At 43.0% G+C, this 23,685-nt stretch carries 29 protein-coding genes; 2 read left to right on the top strand and 27 right to left on the bottom strand.

The features are described from left to right. Nucleotides 1-12: 12 nt before the first annotated feature. The 7 genes from PHA78_RS03145 to PHA78_RS03115 form a co-directional block, all read right to left on the bottom strand. Nucleotides 13-1,623 carry an ABC transporter substrate-binding protein gene (locus PHA78_RS03145; protein WP_024415874.1) on the bottom strand — a complete coding sequence of 537 codons (1,611 nt, stop codon included), beginning with the start codon at nt 1,621-1,623 and terminating at the stop codon, nt 13-15. A gap of 254 nt (nt 1,624-1,877) precedes the next feature. After that, nucleotides 1,878-2,765 (bottom strand): carbohydrate ABC transporter permease, encoded by an 888-nt coding sequence (locus PHA78_RS03140; protein ID WP_029187444.1) that lies wholly within the window; start codon nt 2,763-2,765, stop codon nt 1,878-1,880. 9 nt (nt 2,766-2,774) lie between these two features. Next, nucleotides 2,775-3,695, bottom strand: coding sequence for an ABC transporter permease (locus PHA78_RS03135; RefSeq protein WP_014637695.1), 921 nt, complete (start codon nt 3,693-3,695; stop codon nt 2,775-2,777). A gap of 155 nt (nt 3,696-3,850) precedes the next feature. Next, the gene (locus PHA78_RS03130; RefSeq protein ID WP_029187445.1) at nt 3,851-4,837 is read right to left on the bottom strand and encodes a LacI family DNA-binding transcriptional regulator; all 987 of its coding nucleotides are present in this window, start codon (nt 4,835-4,837) and stop codon (nt 3,851-3,853) included. A gap of 156 nt (nt 4,838-4,993) precedes the next feature. Next, complete coding sequence (locus tag PHA78_RS03125) at nt 4,994-5,539, bottom strand: hypothetical protein (protein ID WP_105156763.1); 546 nt, start codon at nt 5,537-5,539, stop codon at nt 4,994-4,996. Then, nucleotides 5,540-5,917 carry a VOC family protein gene (locus PHA78_RS03120; RefSeq protein WP_105156762.1) on the bottom strand — a complete coding sequence of 126 codons (378 nt, stop codon included), beginning with the start codon at nt 5,915-5,917 and terminating at the stop codon, nt 5,540-5,542. It lies immediately after the preceding gene. A gap of 84 nt (nt 5,918-6,001) precedes the next feature. Then, a complete protein-coding gene (locus PHA78_RS03115; RefSeq protein WP_099806500.1) occupies nt 6,002-6,355 on the bottom strand; it encodes a DUF2500 domain-containing protein in 354 nt (117 codons plus the stop codon). Between the two features lie 142 nt (nt 6,356-6,497). Between PHA78_RS03115 and PHA78_RS03110 the strand changes: the two genes are divergently transcribed. After that, entirely contained in the window at nt 6,498-7,301 is an 804-nt protein-coding gene (locus PHA78_RS03110; protein WP_029187447.1) for a peptidylprolyl isomerase, read from the top strand. Nucleotides 7,302-7,355: 54 nt separating this feature from the next. Here the strand turns inward: PHA78_RS03110 and PHA78_RS03105 are convergent, their stop codons facing one another. The 19 genes from PHA78_RS03105 to PHA78_RS03015 all read right to left on the bottom strand — a co-directional run bounded on the left by PHA78_RS03105 (nt 7,356) and on the right by PHA78_RS03015 (nt 21,190). After that, nucleotides 7,356-7,901 carry an ECF transporter S component gene (locus PHA78_RS03105; protein ID WP_272158433.1) on the bottom strand — a complete coding sequence of 182 codons (546 nt, stop codon included), beginning with the start codon at nt 7,899-7,901 and terminating at the stop codon, nt 7,356-7,358. Next, entirely contained in the window at nt 7,898-8,746 is an 849-nt protein-coding gene (locus PHA78_RS03100; protein ID WP_272158432.1) for a pyridoxamine kinase, read from the bottom strand. Before PHA78_RS03100 ends, PHA78_RS03105 begins: the two co-directional genes overlap by 4 nt. Before the next feature lie 196 nt (nt 8,747-8,942). Further along, nucleotides 8,943-9,632, bottom strand: coding sequence for a 5'-methylthioadenosine/adenosylhomocysteine nucleosidase (locus PHA78_RS03095; RefSeq protein ID WP_024376765.1), 690 nt, complete (start codon nt 9,630-9,632; stop codon nt 8,943-8,945). Nucleotides 9,633-9,640: 8 nt separating this feature from the next. Continuing rightward, the gene (gene macP / locus PHA78_RS03090) at nt 9,641-9,961 is read right to left on the bottom strand and encodes a cell wall synthase accessory phosphoprotein MacP (RefSeq protein ID WP_024376764.1); all 321 of its coding nucleotides are present in this window, start codon (nt 9,959-9,961) and stop codon (nt 9,641-9,643) included. Nucleotides 9,962-9,971: 10 nt separating this feature from the next. After that, nucleotides 9,972-10,517 carry an NUDIX hydrolase gene (locus PHA78_RS03085; RefSeq protein ID WP_004194850.1) on the bottom strand — a complete coding sequence of 182 codons (546 nt, stop codon included), beginning with the start codon at nt 10,515-10,517 and terminating at the stop codon, nt 9,972-9,974. An 8-nt stretch (nt 10,518-10,525) separates the two neighbouring features. Further along, nucleotides 10,526-11,908: a bifunctional UDP-N-acetylglucosamine diphosphorylase/glucosamine-1-phosphate N-acetyltransferase GlmU gene (glmU, locus tag PHA78_RS03080; protein ID WP_024376763.1), complete on the bottom strand. Its 1,383-nt coding sequence runs from the start codon at nt 11,906-11,908 to the stop codon at nt 10,526-10,528. 111 nt (nt 11,909-12,019) lie between these two features. Continuing rightward, a complete protein-coding gene (locus tag PHA78_RS03075; RefSeq protein ID WP_029187450.1) occupies nt 12,020-12,334 on the bottom strand; it encodes a hypothetical protein in 315 nt (104 codons plus the stop codon). A gap of 66 nt (nt 12,335-12,400) precedes the next feature. Then, the gene (locus PHA78_RS03070) at nt 12,401-12,874 is read right to left on the bottom strand and encodes an ASCH domain-containing protein (protein ID WP_029187451.1); all 474 of its coding nucleotides are present in this window, start codon (nt 12,872-12,874) and stop codon (nt 12,401-12,403) included. Further along, complete coding sequence (locus PHA78_RS03065; protein ID WP_162496053.1) at nt 12,871-13,152, bottom strand: hypothetical protein; 282 nt, start codon at nt 13,150-13,152, stop codon at nt 12,871-12,873. Before PHA78_RS03065 ends, PHA78_RS03070 begins: the two co-directional genes overlap by 4 nt. Nucleotides 13,153-13,162: 10 nt before the next feature. Further along, a complete protein-coding gene (locus tag PHA78_RS03060; protein ID WP_029187452.1) occupies nt 13,163-13,861 on the bottom strand; it encodes a 3-oxoacyl-ACP reductase in 699 nt (232 codons plus the stop codon). Then, nucleotides 13,854-14,090 carry a DUF2829 domain-containing protein gene (locus PHA78_RS03055; RefSeq protein WP_004194840.1) on the bottom strand — a complete coding sequence of 79 codons (237 nt, stop codon included), beginning with the start codon at nt 14,088-14,090 and terminating at the stop codon, nt 13,854-13,856. The genes PHA78_RS03060 and PHA78_RS03055 overlap by 8 nt, the downstream gene beginning before the upstream one ends. 275 nt (nt 14,091-14,365) lie before the next feature. Next, complete coding sequence (locus PHA78_RS03050) at nt 14,366-15,190, bottom strand: hypothetical protein (protein WP_029942782.1); 825 nt, start codon at nt 15,188-15,190, stop codon at nt 14,366-14,368. 1 nt (nt 15,191) lies between these two features. After that, nucleotides 15,192-15,986: a hypothetical protein gene (locus tag PHA78_RS03045; protein ID WP_029187453.1), complete on the bottom strand. Its 795-nt coding sequence runs from the start codon at nt 15,984-15,986 to the stop codon at nt 15,192-15,194. Nucleotide 15,987: 1 nt separating this feature from the next. Further along, the gene (locus PHA78_RS03040; protein WP_024399936.1) at nt 15,988-16,305 is read right to left on the bottom strand and encodes a PadR family transcriptional regulator; all 318 of its coding nucleotides are present in this window, start codon (nt 16,303-16,305) and stop codon (nt 15,988-15,990) included. Further along, nucleotides 16,302-16,466, bottom strand: coding sequence for a hypothetical protein (locus tag PHA78_RS03035; RefSeq protein WP_029187454.1), 165 nt, complete (start codon nt 16,464-16,466; stop codon nt 16,302-16,304). The genes PHA78_RS03040 and PHA78_RS03035 overlap by 4 nt, the downstream gene beginning before the upstream one ends. Nucleotides 16,467-16,653: 187 nt before the next feature. Continuing rightward, on the bottom strand, nt 16,654-18,666 hold the full coding sequence (locus PHA78_RS03030) for an ABC transporter permease (protein ID WP_272158431.1): 2,013 nt from the start codon (nt 18,664-18,666) through the stop codon (nt 16,654-16,656). Nucleotide 18,667: 1 nt separating this feature from the next. Continuing rightward, a complete protein-coding gene (locus tag PHA78_RS03025) occupies nt 18,668-19,426 on the bottom strand; it encodes an ABC transporter ATP-binding protein (protein ID WP_099871990.1) in 759 nt (252 codons plus the stop codon). Between the two features lie 95 nt (nt 19,427-19,521). Further along, nucleotides 19,522-20,514, bottom strand: coding sequence for a sensor histidine kinase (locus PHA78_RS03020; RefSeq protein ID WP_029187457.1), 993 nt, complete (start codon nt 20,512-20,514; stop codon nt 19,522-19,524). Continuing rightward, nucleotides 20,507-21,190 (bottom strand): response regulator transcription factor, encoded by a 684-nt coding sequence (locus PHA78_RS03015; protein WP_272158430.1) that lies wholly within the window; start codon nt 21,188-21,190, stop codon nt 20,507-20,509. Before PHA78_RS03015 ends, PHA78_RS03020 begins: the two co-directional genes overlap by 8 nt. 143 nt (nt 21,191-21,333) lie before the next feature. Here PHA78_RS03015 and PHA78_RS03010 point away from each other — a divergent pair, with 143 nt between their 5' ends. Beyond that, entirely contained in the window at nt 21,334-22,515 is a 1,182-nt protein-coding gene (locus PHA78_RS03010) for a DUF2974 domain-containing protein (RefSeq protein ID WP_099778322.1), read from the top strand. A gap of 14 nt (nt 22,516-22,529) precedes the next feature. On the opposite strand, the gene PHA78_RS03005 is transcribed toward PHA78_RS03010, so the two are convergent. Continuing rightward, entirely contained in the window at nt 22,530-23,654 is a 1,125-nt protein-coding gene (locus PHA78_RS03005; protein WP_024377555.1) for an aminotransferase, read from the bottom strand. Nucleotides 23,655-23,685 lie beyond the last annotated feature (31 nt).

Raw genomic sequence — 23,685 nt, 5'->3', positions numbered from 1 at the left:
GCCTCCTTTTGATTACTGATTTTCTTTATACTGATCGTAGTATTTTTGCTTGATAGCTAACCAGTCAGAAAGACCATAGCTTTCCAATTCTTTCAAGTAGCTATCCCACTCTTCTTCGATGCCGCCGTTGACAATCCATTCTGCACGCTTCCGGTAGATGAAATCGTTCATATCTGCTTCAACCTGGGCAATCTTATCCAAATCTTCTTGTTCCATGAAGACACGAGGGTAGATGTCATCGTTGGTCACATAGTCAAGATAGGTTGCGTGCATCAAGTCCAAACGCCATTTAGCATCGTCTGGCATGGTTGTCACTGTACCGTAGTATTCGTCAAGAATAGCAAGAGGACCTCCAACTTCTGTCTTCTGACGTAATTCGCCTGGAGCTGTACCGTTCAATGGTAGGTGCTTAAGACTATTAGTTGCTGTGTCAAGTTCAAAGATGTTTTGTTGGTTTTCATCGCCATAGGTACCCCAGTTGTTTTGAACAGACTGGATTGGTTTGTATTGGGCATCAATCCATTTAGCAGTTAGTTCCAAGTTTTTGTTAGCTGAGGTAATGACCATGCGGTCGCGTTGGAAGCCCATACCGTTGGTACGTGTGATGTGCTTGGTCCCGTCAGGTCCTGCCAAAACTGGCAAGATGTCATAAGTATCATTCATACCGGTGATATTTGCCTTGTCCCAAGTGAAGTAAACACCGTATAGGTTTTCGCTACCTTTAGCCAAGTAAGTATTCCAGTCATGTTCGAAGGCTTCTGGGTCAATGAGACCTTTTTCTTGAAGGGTGCGCATGAACTCAACACCTTCTTTGTAGTCTTCGTTGTCCGCTGTAAAGTCAACGGTACCGTCATTGTTTACGACGATATGCTCATCGTTATCACCGACACCGAAGGCACCAAAGAGAATCTTGAAGTCTTCGCCGCCGTTACCGTTGACAAAGGACATTGGAATTTCATCCGCCTTGCCGTTGCCGTTAGGGTCCTTGGTCTTGAAGGCTTCAAGGACCTTGATCAAGTCATCTGTTGTTTTTGGCATTTCAAGACCAAGCTTGTTCAACCACTCCTTGTTAATCCAAGCAATATCGCTGACAGTATGGATAGACTCCTTGCCTTCACCTAACTCTTCAATCCATGGGAATGAGTAGATATGACCGTCTGGAGCTGTGATCATGGAACGGTACTCTGGATTTTCATCCAAAATTTTCTTGAGGTTTGGCATATGCTTATCAATCAAGTCTTCAACTGGTACGATAACCCCTTGTTTTGCCCAGTTCATCAATTCCACATCAGAAGCCCCGTCGTTATGGATGGCATCTGGCAAATCACCTGAAGCAATATCCAAGTTCCGCTTTTCACCAAAGTCAGACTGGTAGTTGGTCCAATCAATATGAACGCCAGTTTCTTCCTCAAGACGTTGGAAAATCAACTTATCATTAGGATCAGCTGGAGCTAGAGGGGAGCTAGCTGTCATAAACTTAAGCGTCACAGATTTCTCCAGCGGAAATTGAATATTTTTCAATTCATAATCAGGGCTTGATGCAGTATTTTTTGAGCCACAAGCAGCCAACAAAACGGTACTTGCTAGAAGCGTAACAACTGTTTTTCCAAATTTGTGTTTCATCAGAAACAACCTCCTATATTTGTAAATTGATTTTTTAGAATATCTTTCAGTTTCCTTTTATTACTAGCTCAAAAGGTTTTGAGAACCTTTTGAGGTGGGAAATAGAGGGAACTACGTTCCTATCAAAAAGCTGAAGACTGTACTGAAGTACGGCATAGCGAGTTCAAATAATACCTGATTATTTGAAGCTGGAGATAAGGAAACGAAGTTTCCTCTTTCGTCGACGTAAGAAAAGAGAAAACGAAAGATATTTATTAACCTTTTAATGAACCAGCCATGATACCCTTGTCAAAGTATTTCTGGAAGAATGGATACATGACAATGAGTGGCAAGCTAGAGATTACAATAGTCGCATACTTGATCATTTCTGCGATGCGTTTCATTTCATTCATGGCTGCCTGGGCACCAATCATGTCCTTAGCAGGCTCGCTCTGAATGAGGATTTTACGAAGTACTAGTTGGAGTGGCTCCAAGTCTGGATTCTTGATGTAAATCATGGCATCAAAGTAAGAATTCCATTGACCGACAAAGGCATAGAGGAAGAGCACAAACATGATTGGCTTAGCTAGTGGAATCATGATTTTCCAGAAAATCTGAAATTCATTGGCACCGTCCATAACGGCTGCTTCTACCAACTCATCTGGCAAGCCTTGGAAATAGGTCCGTGCCAAGATGATATTCCAAACATTGACTGCTCCAGGAATAATGATGGCCCAGACAGTGTTCAGCATTCCCAAATCTTTAACCAAGAGATAGGTCGGAACAAGTCCACCACCGAAGAACATGGTGAATACTAGGAAAGCATTGATCCATTTTTTTCCGACCAAATCTTTTTTAGAGAGTGGATAGGCAGTCATAACTGAGATAGCCACGGTCACGAAGGCAAAGGAGAAGGAATAAAAGAGGGAGTTGAAAAATCCGCGTAGGATAGACTTGTCTGAAAATACCCGTTGGTAACCTTCTACTGTCCAGTCCTTTGGATCAAAGCTAATGCCCTTGCTGACCAAGGCCTGCGGATCCATGAAGGATGCGACTAAGATATAGACCATAGGCACAACTGTTATGAGAACAAGAAATGCCAGCAAGATTTTATTGACAATCAGCATTCGCTTGTCAAATTTTGTGTACATTTGTGTATTCATACGAACCTCCTATAAGCCTTGTCCGTCGTTGATGCGTTTGACAATCTTATTGACTGCAATCAGCAGGATAATATTGATAAGTGCGTTAAATAAGCCAACCGCTGTTGAGTAAGAGTAGTCACCTGACACCAAACCGATTTTATAGACATAGGTTGAAATGATTTCAGAACTAGTTAGGTTGAGGGAGGTCTGCATCAGGAAGGCTTTTTCATAGCCAACGTTCATGATGCCCCCAGCTGCTAAGATAAACTGAATGACCATAACTGGTTTTAGTGCTGGTAAGTCAATATGCCAGATACGTTGGAAGATATTGGCACCGTCTAGCTTCGCTGCTTCAATCAAGGCCGGATCGACATTGACCAAGGTAGCCGTGTAGAGTGTTGACGCCCACCCCATTCCCTGCCAGATACCACTGAGGATGTAGAGGGGTCTAAAGAAATCAGGGTCTGTCAGGAAGTTGGCTTCAATACCAAATAGACTTAGGATTGAGTTAACCGGTCCTCCTACTGAGAAGAAGAGGAAAATCATACCGACGATGACCACGACTGAGATAAAGTTTGGAGCATACAGCACCAACTGAATCCGTTTTTTAGCCTTATCGCTCAATAGTTGGTTGAGCATGATGGCCAAAATAATGGGTGGGAGAAATCCTAATAGTAGACCGTAGACACTCAATTTCAAGGTGTTGGCAAGTAAGGTAGCGAAGTTTGGAGAAGAGAGAAACTTGGTAAACTCTTCAAACCCAATCCACTCACTGCCAAGTACCCCTTTTAAAGGATTATAATCTTTAAAGGCAATCAGTACTCCGTACATAGGAATGTAACGGAAGATGAAAGTCAAGACCAAGCCTGGTAGTAACATCAGTAACAAGAGTTTTTGTTGCTTGATTCGATCCAAGAGCCCAGCTTGTTGCAGTTTTGATGTTTTCATAAGAACTCCTTTTTGAAACGTTTCAAATTTATTGATTTTAGAAAGAGGATGTGAACCTCTTTTTGAAACGTTTCATTTTTCTTGTAAAAATAAAACCAACTGTTTATTGATGGTTTTATTTTACCATTGTAACCGTTTTCTGTCAACCCCTATTTTCAATTTTTTGTCGTTTTTCCTTCAACATAGGAAATCGGCAAGGTGATTTGTTGTGGTTGCCCTTTTCTATCAATGATATCAATCAAACAAGCCACTGCTTCTTGAGCCATTCTTTCTAACGGTTGACGAATGGTGGAAAGTTCTAGAGAGCGTTCACTTGCCAACTGAATACCATCATAGCCAATCACCTGCACATCTTCTGGAACCCGTCGTCCCAGTTTTTCCAAAACAGCAAGTGTGTCTAGGGCAGTAAAATCATTGATGGTGAAAATGGCGTCAACCTGTGGATTGTTAATCAGAAACTCTTCGACTTGACCAACAAAGTCATCATATGGCTCTTCCAAGTCCAAGACATGACAAGGAAAACCTGCCTCTAAAATTCGCTTTTCAAAATACAATCTACGCTTCTTGGTTTCATTGATAGTTTTATTGTGCCCACCGATAAAGGCAAAATGACGACCACCTTTTGCAATCAAGGTATTCGCTGCCAGCTCCGCACCAGCTTGGTTGTCCGAGCTGACACAGGCAATGGCCTTGTTTTCATAGGTGCGGTCGATACTGACAAAGGGGATATTGGACGATAGGTAATCATCAATTGGACTATAGGTGATGGCGATAATGCCGTCCACCTTATTTTGTTGCAGCATTGTTAGATAGTCCAGTTCCCTTTTTGGACCAGAAATATTGCATAGGAGCAACTTGTAATTTTTCTTACTCAGCTCCACTTCAACATGATAGGCAAATTCTCCAAAAAAGGGATGCCAAACAGTTGGAATAATCAAGGCGATGGTTTCGGTTTTGTTCTTCTTCATGCCACGAGCATAGACATCTGGGATGTAATTCAATTCCTTAATGGCAGCATTGACTTTTTCAAGCGTACTTTCCTTAATCCCTGGTTCATTGTTTATCACCCGCGACACTGTGCCCACACTGACACCAGCAAGTCTTGCTACATCTTTCATGGTGATCGATTTTTGCTCTTCCATGGTTTACCCCTTTCTTTTGAAACGTTTCAATAATTTACACTAGAATATCATTGATAGCGTTTTCTGTCAAGAAAAATTGACTTGTTAGCAAATAAAAACACCCAAAAAGCTAGAATGATTCCAACTTTTGGGTGCCGTTCAAAAATCTTTTCTATTTTATTTGTACATCTTCTTCATTGGGTGTTTTGCAAGCACTTCTGGGTGATTATCGAGTGCAGATCTGCCTTTTTCCGTCAGGGCATAACCTCGGACAGTAAAGTATGGAGCTAACTTTTCTTCCGTCAAGTTGTCCTTGAGGGCAGTGTCAAGGTCGGCCGCCTTCATCTTGGATAGGCCTGTCACACCCTCTGCTTTGAGGATATTTTTCTTGGCAGTGGAGGTGATGTGGTCCAGCGAATCAAAGGCTGACTCCACATAGACATAACCGTCTGCAATCAACTGCTCCATGTGAGCAGGACCATTGATACCATACATGTACTCAAAGTACTTGGAGTAGGGCGTCATCGTTTCAAAAGAACCCAGGCTAATCCGCCATAGCAAAATAATATCTCCTGGCAAAATACCTTCTTCTAGCCGAACCATATTGCGTTTGGGAACGGGCTTGGCCTCCAAAAGCCAGGCTGCCAAGTCACGTTCGGGGGAAATATAGGGTTTGACCTCGTGGTCTTTATACATTTCTTCAACACGATTCTGGAGTGACATTTACTTTACCTCACGAATTGCGTAATAATTTCCATCATTGTCTGCAAAGCTAATTACCTTCATGAAACCAAGGTCCATGACTGGATTCGTTGTGACACCACGTTCAACAAGTTCTTCGTAAGTTTTGGCTACATCTACTGATGTCATTAAGATTGATGGTGTACCTAAGTTTAATTCTGACTCCATTTCAGCAACCTCTGCCTTATCATGAAGTACAAATTGTACCTCACTGTCTGATTTAGGTGCAATAATGTAAGAAGTTTGGGGGCCTTGCACTTGTTTTTCTACACGTTCAAATCCCATTTTCTCTTTCCAAAATTGAGCTGAAGCCTCAATATCATTTACATATAACATAACTTGTCCGATTGATTGAATCATCTTAAATACCTCTTTTGCGTTGTACGAACATGTGTTCAAACCATTATACACTAGATAGGGATATTCTCCAAAGAAAAACGACTCTTAGAGCCGTTCAAAACCTAGGAAACGAGTCCCTTGAAAATGCAGGGTGCCTACATCTCCCTCTGCTAAAAGGGCATATTCATCTGAACGAAGGCGAAATTCCTGCCGTTTTCCCTCCCATTCAAACGTTACATAATAATTGGTTCGTGCTACTTCGTTACCGAAAACATGGGTTCGTTTAGAGACAAGCTTAGCCTTGCAAGATTCTTTGGGCTCCCGATTGTTGTGGTGCCATTCCATAAAATTTTTAATGATATGGAAACAAACCGTCGCTAATATGATCGCGGAAAAACTGTAGAAAAGGACCGTATGCCATACTAGGCTTCCATCTGGGGCAAACAAGTTCTCAAACATCATTATTCTCCTTTTGTATCTGTAAATATAGTATATCATATTATTGTTTTAGATACGCTTTTTATACTAGATAAAAATTGAAAAAATCCATATTTCATGGTAGAATGAGCATAATTTTCAACAAGACAAGAAAGGATTTTCAATGAAAAAAATACTAGCTCTTGCTCTAGCTTCGAGCATCTTGCTAACTGCCTGCACAAACAACTCGACAGCTAATAGCTCATCTTCTACAGCATCTAGCTCTAGTTCAAGCTCGACTACGACAGCTGATACAACTGCTTCTAGCCAATATGCCAAAGATTTGGCATACGCCATTAACAATCCCAAAGCTACATTCCCTCAACTTTCTAATGAAATTGGTGAAAATGAGGCTGCTGTTAAAATAAAAACAACCGAAGGCGATATCACTATAAAACTCTTCCCCGAGCAAGCACCACTAACTGTAGAAAACTTTCTGACTCATGCGAAGGAAGGATACTATAATGGAACGATCTTCCATCGTGTCATTAAGGATTTCATGATTCAAGGTGGCGATCCTCTTGGAAATGGTACTGGTGGAGAGTCTATCTGGGCCGGAAAAGATACTACTATCGATGCTGGGAATGGTTTTAAAGACGAGATTTCAGCTTTCCTTTATAACATTCGTGGCTCACTTTCTATGGCAAACGCTGGCGCGGGAACAAATGGAAGTCAGTTTTTCATCAATCAAAATACAACAGACATGTCTAGCCAACTCTCTAGTTCTAGCTATCCTGGTAAAATCATTGACGCTTATAAAAACGGAGGCAATCCAAACTTAGATGGCAAGCATACCGTATTTGGTCAAGTCATTGAAGGGATGGACATCGTGGATAAAATCGCTTCAGTCGAAACAGACAATAGCGATAAACCTAAAACAGATGTTAAGATTGAGTCAATTGAGATCATTAAAGACTACACTAACTAGGTCAGACCAATAAAAAATGAAAACTTGAGAATTTCCTCAAGTTTTCATTTTTTATTACAATTGCTTTCCTTGTTTTCCATTATATAAACCCTTGAATACTTGATAGAGGATTGGTACAGCAATGATGGTCGTAATTGCAGTGCCATAGGTTCCTAAAATCCTACCCAAAGCAGCTAAAAATGATGCTGATGGCGTTAGTCCACCGACTAAACTACCCGTCAATGTGTACTTCAACAGGTTCAAGATAATTTTTGTGAGGGCTGCAACAATTCCAACCAAAATAATATTGGTTAAGCGATCATTTTCCTTGAGGAATTTCTCGTAAAACAAATGCAAAATGAAGCAGACGATGAGCGATTCTAAAATGGTAATCCAAGCGACTGAAGCATATCCCGACAGTAAATCAAAGATGCCTAGACCAAGTGACGCCGCCGCAGCTCCTTTTTTGGCACCAAAGATTAGTACTCCTACCACCACCAGAGCATTGCCTAAATGGACAAATTGACTCCCAAAAGGAATACGAATAAAGAAGACAACCACACAAATAAGGGCTGCAAATAGGCTAATTTCTGTTAATTGACGCAATTGATTCTGTTTCATAATTTCTCCTTTAATGTTTGAAATGCCTGCTGTAATTCTGCTAAAAATGGTTCGAAGTAAATCCCAAATTTCAAGTCTCGATTTAATGAAAGAGTTTGTTGTAAGCTCTTGTCGATAAAATCTAAAGCTAGAGGGATAGCTTGATGGAGATTGATTTGTTGGATGGTTGCTACAGCCAACAAGGTAGATAGAATGTCACCTGTTCCAAAGAAATTTGCTGGATATTTTTTAGACATATAGGTAGTTATTTCCCCTGTTTCCTGCTGAAAATAGGCTACACCTATTTGGCTATCATCAAAGGAAATCCCGGTCAGTACAATATCTGCAGATACCTGCTCCGCTAAAGCTTCCAGTAAGTCCTCAATAGCCGCCCTATCGTAGCAAGCTCCCAAATAATCCCTCCCTGTCAAAAAAGCTGCCTCTGTTACATTGGGAAGAATGAGCTTGGCCGACTGGATCAACTCTTTCATGGCTTCTACATAGGTAGATGTGAAACCTGTATACAACTTCCCTCCATCCCCCATGACCGGATCAACAATCAATGGTGTCTCTGTTTGTTTCGCATACATGGCCAATTGACTTAGTTGCTGAGGATTTCTACAGTAGCCAGACAAGATGCCTGCCAACTCCAAATTCAAGTTCTTCCACTGTTCAAAATAGGCTCGATTCAAGTCAGTCATATCTTCAACGACAACATCTGGAAAACCACCCGTATGAGAAGAAAGTAGTACCGTTGGTAAAAGAATCGTTTCTACCTGACAGGCTGCTGCAATTGGGATGCTAGTGGCTAGGGCAACCTTACCCACACCAGGCAAATCATTTGCAAGCAATAATCGCTGAACCATAACAACCTCCTAAATTATTTTTCTTAAACAAAATTGTAAAGTATTTTCACGAGCTTTTCAATAACTCTTATCAGAAATTGTATGGGGACAGATGGCTGAAACCTTATAATATAGGGCTCAAATTACTGCATAAGAAAAACAGTAACAACTTCTTGCTACTGTCATCCTATTTCAATGTATTGTTGTCAAAATCTGCTTAATTTTTCTCCAGAAAGGCAATCAGGGTCTGGGCAGAACGTTCTCCTGCTTGAATGATAAATTCATCAAAGGTGATATTGGCATCTCCCTGAGCTGTGTCACTCATGGCACGGATAACCAAGAATGGCTTACCTGTATTGACAGCTGCTTGAGCGATAGCTGCTCCTTCCATCTCTACGGCAAGGACTTCTGGAAAATGAGTTTTGATCGTAGCAATTCTCTCCTGACCTGCGATAAAACTGTCACCTGTCACAATCAGACCCACATGACCAATCATTTCCTGCTCTGCTAAAACGGTTCTTAGCTGTTCTAACAAGACTTGGTCGGCTGGATAATACAATTCCTGCCCTGCCATTTGCCCGTAAGAATAGCCGAAAGCCGTCACATCCACATCGTGGTAAGCCAATTGATTCGCTACAACCACATCACCGATGGCAATACCATCAGCAACAGCTCCTGCCGAACCTGTATTGACAATGACATCAACCGAAAAACGATCTGCCAAAACAGCCACGGACATAGCTGACATAACCTTACCGATACCTGACTGAACAAGAACGACTTCATGTTGACCGATTCGTCCCTGATAGTAAGTTCGACCCAAGACATCGGTTTCAGTTGCATCTTGTAGATGCTCAACCAAAATCTTTAATTCCTGAGGCATGGCTGCGATAATTCCAAATTTCATCTCTTCTCCTAAATAAATAATACTGCAATGATAAACATTATCAGTAAGATGATGACCCAAAAAAGGATTTTGTTTACCTTACTGCGGAAAGCTTCTCGCTTGATGGTTTCGATACGGCGACTTTTTACTACAGTAGGTTTGACCGGGATTCGGATCGTTTGTCCCTCTTCATATCCCTGATAATCTTCTTCTAGATATGGATCGAATAGAGCATCATCCATTGATATATCCTGGTTTGGACGATAGTGTCCAAACTGGCTAGATTGGTCGGAATACTGTTTCTTTTTCGCTTTCTCTAAAATTTCATCCGTCAACAAGGGCTTGCCCATTGCTAGTTTCCTACTTTCTCATGAGTTGTAAATATTGGATAGCCATGATGGTCTTTGCATCACAAATATCGCCAGTAGCCACCAAGTTCAAAGCCTCTTCCAAGGTTACCTCATGTAATTCGATCACCTCATCTTCATCCATTGGACGAGGATTTTCAACCTTGATAAGGTTATCTGCTAAATAAAGGCGAATTCGTTCATTACAGAAACCGATGGCTGAATAGAAGTCTGCCAACAAGGTCAGTTTGTCACTAGTATAGCCTGTTTCTTCTTCTAATTCACGCAACGCAGCATCTTCAAGCGTATCTTCTTCGCCTAGCTCCAATTTCCCCGCCGGAATTTCATAAATAGTACGTTCAATGGCCTTGCGGTATTGTTTGACCAAAATCATTTTACCTTCTGGGGTAACGGCTAAAACGCAAACTGCTCCCTTGTGGAAAATGAGTTCGCGCTTACCAGTTCCACCATTTGGCAAGGCAACATCATCTACTACTACATCAAAAATATGCCCTTTAAAAATTTCTGTCCGCTCAATGGTTTTTTCTTCAAAATTCATATGATTACCTATTTTTGACTTGGATGGAAGGGAAAGCGGGTCGCATAACCTTCTTTGTTTTCTTGACGACCACGACCAATACCGATGGCATCCTCTGGAATGTCTTTTGTAATGACAGAACCTGCAGCCAACAAGGCGTTGTCCCCAATAGTTACTGGTGCGATGATGGTTGAGTTAGAGCCAACAAAGGCATTATCTCCAACGGTTGTTTTAAATTTATTTTTACCGTCGTAGTTGACCGTGATGGTACCAGCACCAACGTTAACATTATTGCCAATCGTTGCATTTCCTAGATAGGTCAAATGACCAGACTTCGTTCCTTGACCAAGCGTAGAGGCCTTGATTTCCACAAAGTTTCCAACGTGAACATCTTTTTTCAGGAGACTGCCTGGACGAATATGGGCGTATGGTCCTACCGTCACACCTTCTTCAATAACAGATTCTTCAATATCTGAGTTGCTGATAACTACATCTGCTGCAATTTTCGCATCACGTACACGAGTACCATTGGTTAAAACAGTACGTTCACCAATCACAGTTTGCCCTTTCAAGACAACGTTGGCTTCTATGACCGCTTCTGCTCCGATTTCCACATCAATGTCGATATAAGTTGCTTCTGGATTGACAAAGGTTACGCCGTTAATCATGTGTTTTTCATTGATTCGTTTGCGCATAACAGCTTCTGCAGTCGCAAGAGCGACGCGGTCATTGACACCGAGACTTTCATCAAAGTCTTTAAGAACATAAGCACCGACCTTCTCGCCTGCCTGACGGAAAATCGAAATAACATCTGTCAGATAGTATTCACCTTGGGCATTGTCCGTATTAATATCTTTAAGCGCTTCAAAAAGACGTTTATTATCAAACAAGTAGGTTCCTGTATTGATTTCTTTCACTTGTTTTTCAAAATCGTTGGCATCTTTTTGCTCAACAATTTTTTGCACTTCCCCATCAGCATTTCGAATAATCCGACCATATCCGAATGGGTTATCAGCCTGAGCTGTCAAGATAGTCGCAACATTCTTATGGCTGACATGAAAGTTAATGAGGTTCTTCAAGCTTTCTCCTGTAATCAGCGGTGTATCTCCTGCGATAACAAGGGTCTGACCTTCTAGGCCTGCCAATGCAGGCTCAGCCATCATAACGGCATGCCCTGTTCCCAACTGTTCAGATTGAAGGGCAAACTCTGACTGGCCTTCGAGAACTGCCTGCACCAATTCTGCCTTATGACCGACAATCGTTACTGTTTTAGCAGGTTCCATAGCATCTACAGCCCGTTTGACATGCTCCAACATGGTAATTCCTGCCACTTTGTGTAAGACCTTTGGCAAGTCAGACTTCATGCGAGTTCCCTTACCCGCCGCTAGGATAATTGCATAGTTATTGCTCATAATAAATCTCTTTTCATTTGTATATGACCCTATTATAGCAAATTTTGTGTTTTTTGGAAAATAGCAGAAGTGTGCCAAGTTTTAAGTCAAGCAAAAAGGAGCCTGAGCTCCTTAGAATATTAAATGAAGACCTCGTTTACCATCTTCTCTTGCTTGCTCCGTCAGAGCTTTAAACTCTTCCCAAACAGGGCGTTCTTGGTCTGTAAAACGGAGATTACTGCCTGGCAAGCTGGCATTGGATACCGCTTGAACAAAGCCTGACAAAATGGTTGCCAAAGCCACACCGTCCTTACTGGCCACATCTTCCTTGGTCACAAGCAAGGCTGACTGCAATTTCTCCGTCAGTTCTTTACCGATTGTTTCCTCTTTTCCAGCAAGAATGGGAGAAAGTTGGTTCAACAAATCAATGATACGCTGTTTATCCATAGGATCCTCCTTGTTTTTGTTATTTTATATTATTATATCAAAAAACAGAGGCGAACAAGGGAAAACTTACATTTTAGGATAAACTAATTCAAATTCTTCACAGACAACCAGCATATCTTCTGAGAAGGACAGACCTGCTTCTGCCAGCCAGATAGTGAAAAGCTCTTCATGGACCTGCCGCCAGTGAGCCAAACTTTTCTCTTTTATGCCAGACAAGTCCCCTTCCTGACGGAACTCGCCCTCCTTGTAGGCATGTTCTTCCGTCACTTGGGAAAAGGGCGTCACATAGACCTTGGTGGTCTGGATAATACACACAGCCTGACCTTGTTCGTCCAGAATGATGTCATAGCCACCAGCTTTGGGGAGTTCTTCTCCCTCTACTGCGTAGAGGGCATGGGCAGAGCTGGTTGAGGTTTTGATGCCTCTAGCCACCAAATCAGCCAGTCGATCAGCTTCCGCCCCAAAAGCCCAGGCCTCAGGCTCAGGACCTGCTTGGGGATTGATAGTAAGAAATTCTTGCCATAATTCTGTTGGGGTCATGGGTGTTCCTTTCTAGAAATTTGCCAATTCTTCGCTTGATCAAGTAAAGCCTCAAATCCATAAGGAATTTGATTTAGAAGTGTTTCGGTTATCCCAAACTGGAGTATCTCAACTAAAGCAATTAATTGAACATCTGCAATGTCATGAATATCTCCACAAAGAAATTGCCACATCCCATCTTCCAAGTCGTGACTGATGTAGGTTATCGGTTTATTCGCTTCACTTATGTGTTTACAGATCACTACTGCTACATGAGGATTATCATCAAAAATCAACATCACTTTCCTCCTACTTCAAACTCCAGCCGCCGTCGATGGTGATAATCTGGCCTTGCATGGAAGCGAGTTTTCCAGTAGCCAGCATGAAGGTCAGCTCTGCTATTTCGCTGGGCTGGGTCCAGCGTCCGATAGGGGTCTGGTCTGCCACCCAGTCCGCTAGGCCACCAGTCTCAAAGTCCTTCTGGGTCATGCCTGTCTGGACGGCACCAGGAGCGATGCCGAAGACCTGGACCTTGTCCTTGGCATAGTCCAGTGCCAGCTGCTTGGTAAAACCTGCCAAAGCATGCTTGGAGGCGGTATAGGCTGAGCCTCCTCCACCTGCTAGACTGGAGGCAATGGAGCACATATTGATAATGATGCCTGACTGTCTATCCACCATTTGCTGCAGATAGGGACGGGTCAGTCTAGTCACCGCAAAAAAATTGACCGTAAAGATGCGAGCTAATTCATCCTCCTCAATATCGAGGTGGGGACGGTAATCGTCTAGTATGCCTGCGGTGTTACAGAGGACATCGACTGTCTGGCACCATGAAAAGACGGGCGATAAATCGCCTGTCAGGTCCAGCTGTAGAAAGTGGAAATCGCCTGCCAAATCAGGCTTGCTGGCCTGATCAATCCCGTACACACGCCAGCCATTTTCCAAAAAAATCCCTGCCTGCGCTAGTCCGATACCGCTGGAAACTCCTGTGATGAGGGCTGTCTTAGTCATGGACTTCTACCCAGTCGGTCGCAAGGACGTCGCAAGGGGTCGGGCTCCACATGGAAAAGCCCTCGCCCTCTCCGGTTACGTTGATGAGGAAATAGGGCGTCGCCTCTAGCTTCTGCCCGTGGACTTCGATGGTGTCAAAGAGCTGGACGTAGTTCTCCGCCCCGCCCCAGCCTGTGCGAACGTACTTTTTCTTGGCTTTCAAGCCTGGTAAAATCTCTTCAAATGTCATTTGAAACTCCTTGTTCTTTTATCTTTCAATCATTATACCAAAAAATCAGACTACTCTAAAGAGTTGCCTTAGATTGAAGAAAAAGCCCATTTTGGACAATTTTTTTCAATCTTTTTTCTTTATGTTGAAAATTAAAAACTCTCAGAAACGCCGAAATATCAATGTTTCTAAGAGTTTAATAACTTGCTATCTTTCGCAAATTTCTTCAAGTTTTTATATTTTTAGGAGTTTGTCTACGTTCTGAGACTACTCTAAAGAGTTGCCTGATTGTATTTCTACCCCATATTCTCCTTTTTCAATAGGAAAAATGTGCCTGCAAGCGTTGAGAAAAAGGCAAGAACCATAAAGAGCAGAGGCAACCAACCTGTCCAGTCCTGCGGTCCGTAGCCAAACTGACTGGCCAGCAGCTGACTAAAGCCGCTGAGCACCGTTAACACATAGGCTGGAATCAAGGTATCTACAATTGCTGACTTACTGCGATAGTAAAAGAGACCAGCTGCGATTCCTAAAATCACCAAAAGACTGGCCCACAAGGGCAGGGAAAGACCCTCATAAAACTGACGACTAATCCAAAAACGCAAGACAATCAACCCTACAAAACTAAGCCCCCACATCCCCATCAGCAAATAGGACTTGATTTTTGACCGTTCATAGACTAGGTTCTTTAGGATGAAAAATGCAGAGCTGGGTAGAATGAGCGCCAGAAGCAAATCGCACAGCAAGCCCCGCCATTCTAGGACCATTTCACCAGTCACTCCAAACAAACCTAAGAAAAACCAGCTAATATAGACCAAGGAAATAATTCCTGTTAACCGCAGACCATAGTACCAGCGAATAGGCGGCAGGTCAGACAAGAGTTCATCCGCCATCTGCTTACTATCTTTGCCTAAAAAATCCTCTGCCGACTGACCGTCTGCTTGGGCATCCAAGACATCTTGGTAGATAGAAAGCAAGAGTTCGGTCGCCCTCTCCTCCTGCTCATGAAAGGCTGACGCCAGTATCAAGTAAGCATGGAGCTTGCGCATATAGGCCTTGTTTTCCTTGGTCAACTTCCCCTGTAAGCTGCTAATAGCATTCAAATGTTCCTGTTGCTTGTTCATCTTACTTCTCCTTTTTCCATACCAACAACCAAACACCTAGCCAACTAGAAATTGCAGGAATGAGCAACAATAGTAAGTTTAGCCAAACTGGGACGGTCATGACCATATGCAATACACCGCCAACAATCAGAAAAAGATAGGTCGGTAAAAAGACATAGCGGACCAACTTTTCCTTTTGGAAAAATAGCAGAGCTAAACCGAGAACGGTAAGTAGCACTGCAAGCCCCCAGCCAGTCAAGACTAGGTCAGGTTCCTCGGGGATTGCCCAGAGACGAAGTCCGCAAATCACGAGAAAAAGAAGGGGGATACAGAGAAAACTTGCCCAAACCTTGATTTTGCTGGTCTGGTAAATCAGACCGCGAATGATGAGGAAAATCCCTGCTGGCAGGAGGAAACTGAGAGCCGTGTCACACACCAAGCCCAGCCAGTTGAGGGAAATGGTTCCTGTCCCTACAAAGTCTACCAGCCATTGGCTGCCGAGGTAGATGATGAGCATGAGGCCACTCAGGTTTACGACTTCCATGAAACCAATCGGAGGGAGGTAGCTGAGTAGGTTGTCTGCCATTTGCTTGCTGTCTTTGCCCAGAAAATCCTCCGCCGAAAGCCCATCTTTTTGGGCTTCCAGAACATCTTGGTAAATGGATAAAAGCTGGGCAGTCACTGCTTCTTCCTGCCTGTGAAAGACAGAGGCAATCATCATATAACCATTGATACGGCCCATGTATTCCTTGTTTTCCTTGGTCAGCTGGCTTTCAATCACTTCAATCTGCTTGCGGTATTCCATTTGTTTGCTCATCTTATTCTCCTTTCAATCGCTGAACCTTTTGGACCAATTCCGTCCACTGGCTCCAAAAATCTTCTAGATAAGCCTTTCCCTGGTCTGTCAGATAAAAATACTTCCTGTCTGGCCCGTCTGGAGAGGGCTTGTTCTGACTAAAAATCAGGCTATTTTTCTCTAACTTCTGGAGCAGAGGATAGACTGTCCCTCCGACCATGTTTTCAAAGCCCTGCTTTCTTAACTCCTGAACCAGCTCATAACCATAAATCTCCTTCTGACTGATAATTTGTAAGACACAGCCATCCAGGACCCCCTTGAGCATTTGGGTTTCTTTCATAAGGCCTCCTCATCATCTGTAAAAAATCCAAACAATAGGCCTGACACTAACATGATGCCTAAGATCAAAATAGAATCCAAAGCCCAGCCAGTTATTATAGCCGTCACAAGCGTGATACCTGCTAGTTCCCAATCTTCTCGTCCCATCTTGTCCAATTTCATGTTATTCTCCCATCTAGTTTGTAATACACACTAGTCTTGTAAAAATAAAAGTGATTTTCTTTGTCTTCTATCACTAGTTTGTTTTACCTATTAGTTTTGTATCTATAGTATAACACAAGGCAGCTAGTATGTAAAGCAAAATAGTGAAAAATATTCAAAAAAATTAAAAACTTGGGTTGCCCCAAGTTTATGAAATAATCTGTTTGTAAGACCGTGTTGTGATGGCATAGACCACTAGGTAGAGGAGGAGATAGCCACCACAGATGCCTGCTGTCACCTGCAACATAAGCCCTGCATTAACCACACCGATAGACAAAAGAATGGATGATAGCATCTTGTAGGCAAAGGATAGATGGACAAAGGCAAGTAGGATAGGCAGGAAGAAAACTGTCAGCAATTGCTTGCGAATGGACTGTCTGGTCTGATCCTCATCCAGACCAACCTTGGTCATAATGACGAAGCGATCTCTGTCTTCATAGCCTTCTGAAATCTGTTTGAAGTAAATCACCAGCACCACCGCCATCAAAAAGATGAGTGAAAGCAAGAGGCCGATGAAGAAAAGTGAACCTGCAAAACTGAAGAAACTACGCATCGCATAAGCACGATAGGCCAGAATGATGGAGTTGGTTCCATCAGGCAAAATATTGGAAGTCCACAGTTCGCTTTCAAAAGTACCGGATAAGAAGATCTCCTGGCTATCTACCTGTTCTTCTTCTGATAGACTGCTTTCAAAGCCCATATAATAGCGATTCTCAGCTTGATTTTCAAAGACAGCCAGGTCTTGAACAACAATGACCAGATACTGACTGAGAAGGAAGGAACCATGGTCAGGCAGATGTCCTAAAGTCACATTCTTGGGCAAGACTTGGGCAACTTCCATCTCCTTTTCATCAAAGGTGAGGGTTTGACCAGCTTGATACTGGACTCCCTTACTATAAATTGCCACTTGGTCAGATGCCAACTGGAGTTTTTCTCCCGTCATCTTTTCATAGCTGGCTTGATCAAGGACAAAACCGATCCCAACTCGGTCAGAGAAATCCATACCAGCGGCTTCTTCATTCGTCAAAAATCTTACTTGCTGGTTTGTCACCTCAGAAAAATAGGCTTGCTGGTAAGGATAGCCCACCTTACTTTCAATAGGAATATCCTTCTCTTCTAAGATAGCATCCGCCCACTCCTCCCACTTCTCCGTTTGATCTTTTGAAGTGCTTGCTTGCATTCCAACATCAATCGAAAAGTCATTTGGATTTTGATTGGCGATATAATCTTTACCACCGATGTAAATATTGAGTCCTCCAACCATGGTCACCAAAAACATGCTAGAGAGGATAGTAATGGTCGCAAGGCCCAGAGCATTTTTCCGCATACGGAAAATCAAGTTGGATACAGAAATGAAATTCTCAGGTTTGTAGTAATAGGTCTGACGGTTCTTTAGCCAGTTTAGTAGACTGATAACACCTGCGTGGAAGAGCAGGTAGGTCCCAAAGATAACCAGAAGAGTTGCTCCAAAGAAACTTGGAATAGCCTGCATCGGACTGGTCACTAGTTGGGCAATGGCGTAGCCTGCCCCCAATAGGATAAGGGCTAAGAGGGTTTGTAGCCAGAGTAAGCCTGATTTCTTATCCCCACGCTTCTTACCCTGAACCAGTTTGAGTGAGTCGGTCAAGCCCAGTTTCCCAATATTAAAGAGGCTGACCAAGGCAAAAATTCCAAAGAGATAAATAAGTACAGTAACCAGACTTTTCAACTGGAAGGTTGAAGCTAGGACCACAGGCATCTGCATGACCTTGAGCAAGAGGGCGTAGAAGAGTTTATCTAGAGCCAAGCCAAGCAACAAGCCTGTCAAAATACTACTGGCTGCAAAAACTAGATTTTCTAGAAAAGTCATCAGGAGGAGGTGTTTTTTCTCCAAGCCTAGAATACTATAAACACCGAACTCTTTTGACCGTTGCTTCATGACAAAACCATTGGCATAGAAGACCATGATGGCAACCGCCAACATGACCACAATCATACCAAAGCCCAATACCATGGTTACCCCATTGGCTCCCTTGACCTGACCTAAATCAGGATGAAAGGCAAGCGATGCAAAAATATAGGCAATGGCTGTTGAAACTATAGTCATTAGGGCATAGGGAAAATAAAGTCTGCGGTTCTTTTTGAGATTGGTCAGAGCCAATCGAACGGTTAGTCCAAACATACTACTCACCTCGATTCGCCATAAGTGTCAAGGTATCTGAAATCAACTGATACATTTCCTGACTGGTTCTCTCACCTCGGTAGATTTGATTATAAAGGATGCCATCCTTGATGAAGAGAACCCGTTTGGCACGACTAGCTGCTACTGTCGAGTGGGTTACCATCAGAATCGTTTGCCCCTCTTGGTTGATTTTTTCAAAAATATCGAGAAGAGTTGCCGTTGATTTGGAGTCGAGGGCTCCAGTCGGCTCATCTGCCAAAAGAATTTCAGGTCGTGTGATAATCGCACGCGCCACCGCAACCCGTTGCTGCTGACCACCCGAAATCTCGTAGGGCATCTTGTCTTGCAAGGTCGCAATTCCCAGACTATTAAGCGTATGAACGAGTCGTTTGTTCATCTCATCAATCGGATAGCGGGATAAAACCAGAGGCAAGAGCACATTGTCCTTGACAGAGAGGGTGTCCAAGAGATTAAAATCCTGGAAGACAAAGCCCAATTTCTCCCGACGAAAGACTGCCGCTTCCTTGCTCTTGATAGACTGGGTATCCAATCCGTTAAGCAAGACCTTGCCCTGCGTTGGCTTATCAAGGGTTGCCAAAATATTGAGCAAGGTGGATTTTCCAGAACCAGACTCACCCATAATGGCGACATATTCACCCTTTTCCACTGTAAAATGAATATCCTTCAAAGCTTCAACCTGTCCCGCCTTAAAGAGAGAACTGTATATCTTTTGAACGTGTTGAACATCTAAAACTGACATAACTTGACTCCTTTTCTTTTTCTACCTTCATTCTACACGGTCCCAAGACAAACTACCATAGCCTTAGCTTTCATTTACGTGACAGTTTTGTAAGATTAATCAAAAATCAACTCCACTTCTTTGATACCGATTCGCACCTCTGTTCCCCGACCCACTTTTGATTTTAGCTTTAGGGAATAGCCCAGCTCCGCAGCAATTTTCCGTGAGAGATAGAGCCCCAGACCCGAAGATTGCTGGGTTCTGCGGCCATTGAAACCTGAGAAACCACGCTCAAAGACCCGTTCCAAGTCACTCTCAGCAATCCCAATTCCCGTATCGCGAATAACCAAATCATCTCCGTCCAAAACAATCGAAATGGTCCCGTCCTGACAATACTTGAGGGCATTGGATAAAATTTGCTCAATCAAGAGACCCAGCCAGCGTTTGTCTGTCTTTACTGTCCTATCCAACTGCCCCAAGTCTAAGCTGGTATTGGCCTGAATGAAAAAGAGGGAATACTTCTTGACCAGACTTCTGACCAGCTCTTCCAAATTGACTGATTCGATAACCAAATCATCATGAAAGGACTGTAAACGGAGGTAGTTCAAGACCAAGCCTGTGTATTGCTCAATCTTGAAGAGTTCTGATTCCAGTTGGTGACGAACTGGACTACTATCTACTTCCTTGACCAAGAGCTGACTGGCTGCAATCGGCGTTTTCATCTGGTGGGCCCAGAGGGTATAGTAATCATCTAATTCTGTCTGTTCCTGTCGCTGTTTTTCAATCAAGAGCTTGTTTTGGACTTCTAGTCGCTCCACTTTTTCCTGCAACAAACGCTCACTGGCTGTCCCAGTAGTCACTTTCTGACCACGCCAGATTTTTCCAAAGCGGGAAAATTCCCTGAAAAAATCCCAGAGGAGGGCGAGGAGCCAGCAGATAGTGAGCAGGGTGAGGGCGTAGTAAACCAAGTTTCTTTGGATGTCAAAGAGGCTACTATAAGCCAGAATAGCCACAGCAAAAACGGCGTAGGCTATCAGAAAAATCAAGCGATGACCAAGCCATGAGGTCAAAAATCCTGGTACTAATGAGCCAAAATCATCCTTATTCATGTGTCCACACCAGGCCGTAGCCTACTCCTTTCTTGGTCGCAATCACATCTGGCAGACCCAGTTCTGCCAATTTCTTACGCAGGCGAGCAATGTTAACCGACAAAGTATTGTCATCCACAAAAATATCACTATTCCAGAGTTCTCTCATCAACTCCTCGCGGCTGACCACTTCCTTGCCATGTTCAAATAAAACGCGTAAAATCTGAAATTCATTTCGCGTCAGCTCTTCCACAACCTGTCCATAGGATACCTGCATGGTCTTTAGGTCTAGGGAAATCTCCTCAAACCAGAGCAAACTTTGTTCGCCGACAAAGTCATAGGTTCTTCTGAGAAGCCCCTGTATTTTGGCCAGGAGAACCGTCATTTCAAAGGGCTTGGTCACATAGTCATCCGCCCCCATATTGATCGCCATAACAATATCCATGGGCTGGTCATGGGAAGACAGAAACATAATAGGCACACGGGATGTCTTGCGAATTTCCTGACACCAGTAATAGCCATTGAAAAACGGCAGACCAATATCCAGCAAAATCAAATGGGGCTGAAACTCTTCCATCTGTTCCAAAACCATCTGAAAATCTTGGACCTCTTGCACCTGGTAACCCCAGTTTATCAAGTTTTTAGCAACTAGTTGGCTAATCGTTTTATCGTCCTCGATAACTAAAATCTTTTGCATCGCTCTCTCCCTTTTTCATATATACTATATATTATAGCCTATAAATCACAAAATGGTCCGATTTTTCTAACAAACAATCTCAAACTAAGATTTGTCAGACCAAGCATATTTCGTTATACTAGATAAAAAAGGAAAGGACTGCTATGCCGAATTTATTGACCTATCTTGAAGAAACTCAATACGATAATTTTTATGATAAACCTATCAATAAGCTAGATATTCTGGCTCTGACCGAACTTTCCTACCTCCCTTTTGATAATCTGGTTCCCTACTCTTTTACAGCAAATGGTGTACGACTTGATTGGTTGGCAGCGACCTTTGAAGAGACCTACAAAAATAATTTCCCTCCCTTTTCTATGGTGACCAAAAACCGCCTAGCCTTACTAGGACTTCTAGCCAAATCCAAACGCTTCAAATCTATCAAGGCATTTGGCTTCGTTGACGATTATCAGTTGGAACAGGAAAAGCAGTTTTCAGCAATCAGCTATCGCATTGACCGAAAAACGATTGTGACTTGCTTCAGAGGAACAGACGATACTATTATCGGTTGGAAGGAAGATTTCCACATGACCTATATGGATGAAATTCCTGCCCAACGTGCAGCAAGTGGCTACTTCGAAAAACTTATGATGCAGCAGGGGGGCCATTTTTATCTGGCCGGTCATTCGAAAGGCGGAAATTTAGCCCTCTATGCAGCATGCCAGCAAGCTACAGACCAACAGGATAGAATCCTAGCTATCTATCCCTTTGATTCACCTGGCTTACACAAAAAACACTTGGAAGCACCTAGTTACCAAGCTATTCACCAACGGATTTTCCCTGTCATTCCCCAGAATTCAATCGTCGGTATGATGTTAGAAACACCAGAAAATGCTCAGATTGTCCAGAGTAATACCCTCGGCATTCTACAACATATCAGTTTTTCTTGGGAGGTTGACGGAAGCGACTTCAAACTAGCCCCTGCCCTGACTAGCGATAGCCTACAAACAGACCAAGCCTTAAAAACTTGGACGGCTAGTCTAACAGACGATGAATTACGAAACTTCTTCGATTTGTTTTTCGGCATCTTCATCAAAGCAGGAATTGAACGTTTTAGCGACATCACGGTAAAGCCCCTACAGAAATTACAAGAAATTGACCGACTGAGAAAAGAAATAGCTCCAGAAGAAGCTGAAATGGTGGACAAACTCATTCGGCTCCTCTTTGATACCCGTTATCAAATCTGGAGGGACAATATTAGCACTTCCATTCCAAGCCCTGAAATCTCTCTACCAGATTGGCGGAAACTCTTCCAAAGAAATACAACTGAAAATAAAGAAAACTAGCTCAACCACCTGAGCTAGTTTTCTTTATCAAATCTTCTTAAAAACTGGGATAATTTTTCTAATCCTTTGATTAGAGTTTCTTTTTCACAGGCAAAACCCAGACGGACATAGCCGTCACGTTCAAATCGATTGCCAGGAACTAGAAGAACACCGTGTTCTTGCAAGAGTTGCAAGCAAAAATCTTCCACAGGCATATCCACTGCAATCTTGACAAAGCTAGTGGAAACAACCGCTGGACGGATATAGGAAACGAGGGGTTCCTTCTCAATCCATTGGTCTAGAATAGCTAGATTTCCTTCTAAAATACGCCGATTTCTTTTCAAAATCTCTTTACGAGATGCCAGAGCGAGTTGGGCCACCATGTCATCAAAGACACCGGCACAAATCATAGTGTAATCCCGATAATCTCTCAGAATGTCCGTCACTTGATGATTGGCGGCCACCCAACCCACGCGAATACCTGGCAGAGAATAGGTCTTAGACAGACTATTAACCGCAATACCCTTGTCATAGACATCAATAATAGACGGCACATCCAACTCAGAAAAGGAACGATAGACCTCATCCGATAGGATGTAGGCTCCAACCTCCCCAGCAATTTCCACCAATTCTTCCAAATAAGTCCTATCCATGACAGCACCAGTTGGATTATTAGCATTATTGATACAAATCATCTTGGTATTAGGGCGAATGAGCTGACGCAGTTTTACCAAGTCTGGCAACCAGCCATTTTCCTCCTCAATCTGCCACAAATCCACTTCTGCTCCCAAGGACTTTGGAATATCATAGAGTTGTTGGTAACTTGGGTAGAGGGAAATGACATGGTCTCCTGGTTCAATCAAACTATAAAGAACTAACAAGTTGGCCCCTGTTGCCCCATTGGTTTGGAGAATTTGTTCGGGACTGACCTGTTCGTAGAGCTGACTGACAGCTTCTTTAAATGCTGGCGAACCTTCTATCCAGCCATAGTTGAGCTTGGTGCCCTGCAATTTCTCATAAAAATCCTCAGGATTGGTGCCCGACAAAGCAAATAGTTCCTCCAAAGTCAATGAAGAAATGGACACCCCTGCTATATCATAAATCGCGCTGTTTTCATGGACATTCAGCCATTCCTCAACGCCAAAACGTGGTAATTTCATAAGACTTCCTACTTCAATTTATTCTGTGACT

It is taken from the genome of Streptococcus sp. HN38, assembly GCF_028335765.1.
Classification (GTDB): Bacteria; Bacillota; Bacilli; order Lactobacillales; family Streptococcaceae; genus Streptococcus; species Streptococcus suis_P.
Note: the sequence above shows the minus strand (reverse complement) of the source record. Positions and strands in the feature narration are given on the sequence as shown.

Bases quoted from the DNA above. Each gene is read 5' to 3' on its own strand.
- PHA78_RS03145 (WP_024415874.1), bottom strand. From the start codon at position 1,623: ATGAAACACAAATTTGGAAAAACAGTTGTTACGCTTCTAGCAAGTACC.
- PHA78_RS03140 (WP_029187444.1), bottom strand. From the start codon at position 2,765: ATGAATACACAAATGTACACAAAATTTGACAAGCGAATGCTGATTGTC.
- PHA78_RS03135 (WP_014637695.1), bottom strand. From the start codon at position 3,695: ATGAAAACATCAAAACTGCAACAAGCTGGGCTCTTGGATCGAATCAAG.
- PHA78_RS03130 (WP_029187445.1), bottom strand. From the start codon at position 4,837: ATGGAAGAGCAAAAATCGATCACCATGAAAGATGTAGCAAGACTTGCT.
- PHA78_RS03125 (WP_105156763.1), bottom strand. From the start codon at position 5,539: ATGTCACTCCAGAATCGTGTTGAAGAAATGTATAAAGACCACGAGGTC.
- PHA78_RS03120 (WP_105156762.1), bottom strand. From the start codon at position 5,917: ATGATTCAATCAATCGGACAAGTTATGTTATATGTAAATGATATTGAG.
- PHA78_RS03115 (WP_099806500.1), bottom strand. From the start codon at position 6,355: ATGTTTGAGAACTTGTTTGCCCCAGATGGAAGCCTAGTATGGCATACG.
- PHA78_RS03110 (WP_029187447.1), top strand. From the start codon at position 6,498: ATGAAAAAAATACTAGCTCTTGCTCTAGCTTCGAGCATCTTGCTAACT.
- PHA78_RS03105 (WP_272158433.1), bottom strand. From the start codon at position 7,901: ATGAAACAGAATCAATTGCGTCAATTAACAGAAATTAGCCTATTTGCA.
- PHA78_RS03100 (WP_272158432.1), bottom strand. From the start codon at position 8,746: ATGGTTCAGCGATTATTGCTTGCAAATGATTTGCCTGGTGTGGGTAAG.
- PHA78_RS03095 (WP_024376765.1), bottom strand. From the start codon at position 9,632: ATGAAATTTGGAATTATCGCAGCCATGCCTCAGGAATTAAAGATTTTG.
- macP (WP_024376764.1), bottom strand. From the start codon at position 9,961: ATGGGCAAGCCCTTGTTGACGGATGAAATTTTAGAGAAAGCGAAAAAG.
- PHA78_RS03085 (WP_004194850.1), bottom strand. From the start codon at position 10,517: ATGAATTTTGAAGAAAAAACCATTGAGCGGACAGAAATTTTTAAAGGG.
- glmU (WP_024376763.1), bottom strand. From the start codon at position 11,908: ATGAGCAATAACTATGCAATTATCCTAGCGGCGGGTAAGGGAACTCGC.
- PHA78_RS03075 (WP_029187450.1), bottom strand. From the start codon at position 12,334: ATGGATAAACAGCGTATCATTGATTTGTTGAACCAACTTTCTCCCATT.
- PHA78_RS03070 (WP_029187451.1), bottom strand. From the start codon at position 12,874: ATGACCCCAACAGAATTATGGCAAGAATTTCTTACTATCAATCCCCAA.
- PHA78_RS03065 (WP_162496053.1), bottom strand. From the start codon at position 13,152: ATGTTGATTTTTGATGATAATCCTCATGTAGCAGTAGTGATCTGTAAA.
- PHA78_RS03060 (WP_029187452.1), bottom strand. From the start codon at position 13,861: ATGACTAAGACAGCCCTCATCACAGGAGTTTCCAGCGGTATCGGACTA.
- PHA78_RS03055 (WP_004194840.1), bottom strand. From the start codon at position 14,090: ATGACATTTGAAGAGATTTTACCAGGCTTGAAAGCCAAGAAAAAGTAC.
- PHA78_RS03050 (WP_029942782.1), bottom strand. From the start codon at position 15,190: ATGAACAAGCAACAGGAACATTTGAATGCTATTAGCAGCTTACAGGGG.
- PHA78_RS03045 (WP_029187453.1), bottom strand. From the start codon at position 15,986: ATGAGCAAACAAATGGAATACCGCAAGCAGATTGAAGTGATTGAAAGC.
- PHA78_RS03040 (WP_024399936.1), bottom strand. From the start codon at position 16,305: ATGAAAGAAACCCAAATGCTCAAGGGGGTCCTGGATGGCTGTGTCTTA.
- PHA78_RS03035 (WP_029187454.1), bottom strand. From the start codon at position 16,466: ATGAAATTGGACAAGATGGGACGAGAAGATTGGGAACTAGCAGGTATC.
- PHA78_RS03030 (WP_272158431.1), bottom strand. From the start codon at position 18,666: ATGTTTGGACTAACCGTTCGATTGGCTCTGACCAATCTCAAAAAGAAC.
- PHA78_RS03025 (WP_099871990.1), bottom strand. From the start codon at position 19,426: ATGTCAGTTTTAGATGTTCAACACGTTCAAAAGATATACAGTTCTCTC.
- PHA78_RS03020 (WP_029187457.1), bottom strand. From the start codon at position 20,514: ATGAATAAGGATGATTTTGGCTCATTAGTACCAGGATTTTTGACCTCA.
- PHA78_RS03015 (WP_272158430.1), bottom strand. From the start codon at position 21,190: ATGCAAAAGATTTTAGTTATCGAGGACGATAAAACGATTAGCCAACTA.
- PHA78_RS03010 (WP_099778322.1), top strand. From the start codon at position 21,334: ATGCCGAATTTATTGACCTATCTTGAAGAAACTCAATACGATAATTTT.
- PHA78_RS03005 (WP_024377555.1), bottom strand. From the start codon at position 23,654: ATGAAATTACCACGTTTTGGCGTTGAGGAATGGCTGAATGTCCATGAA.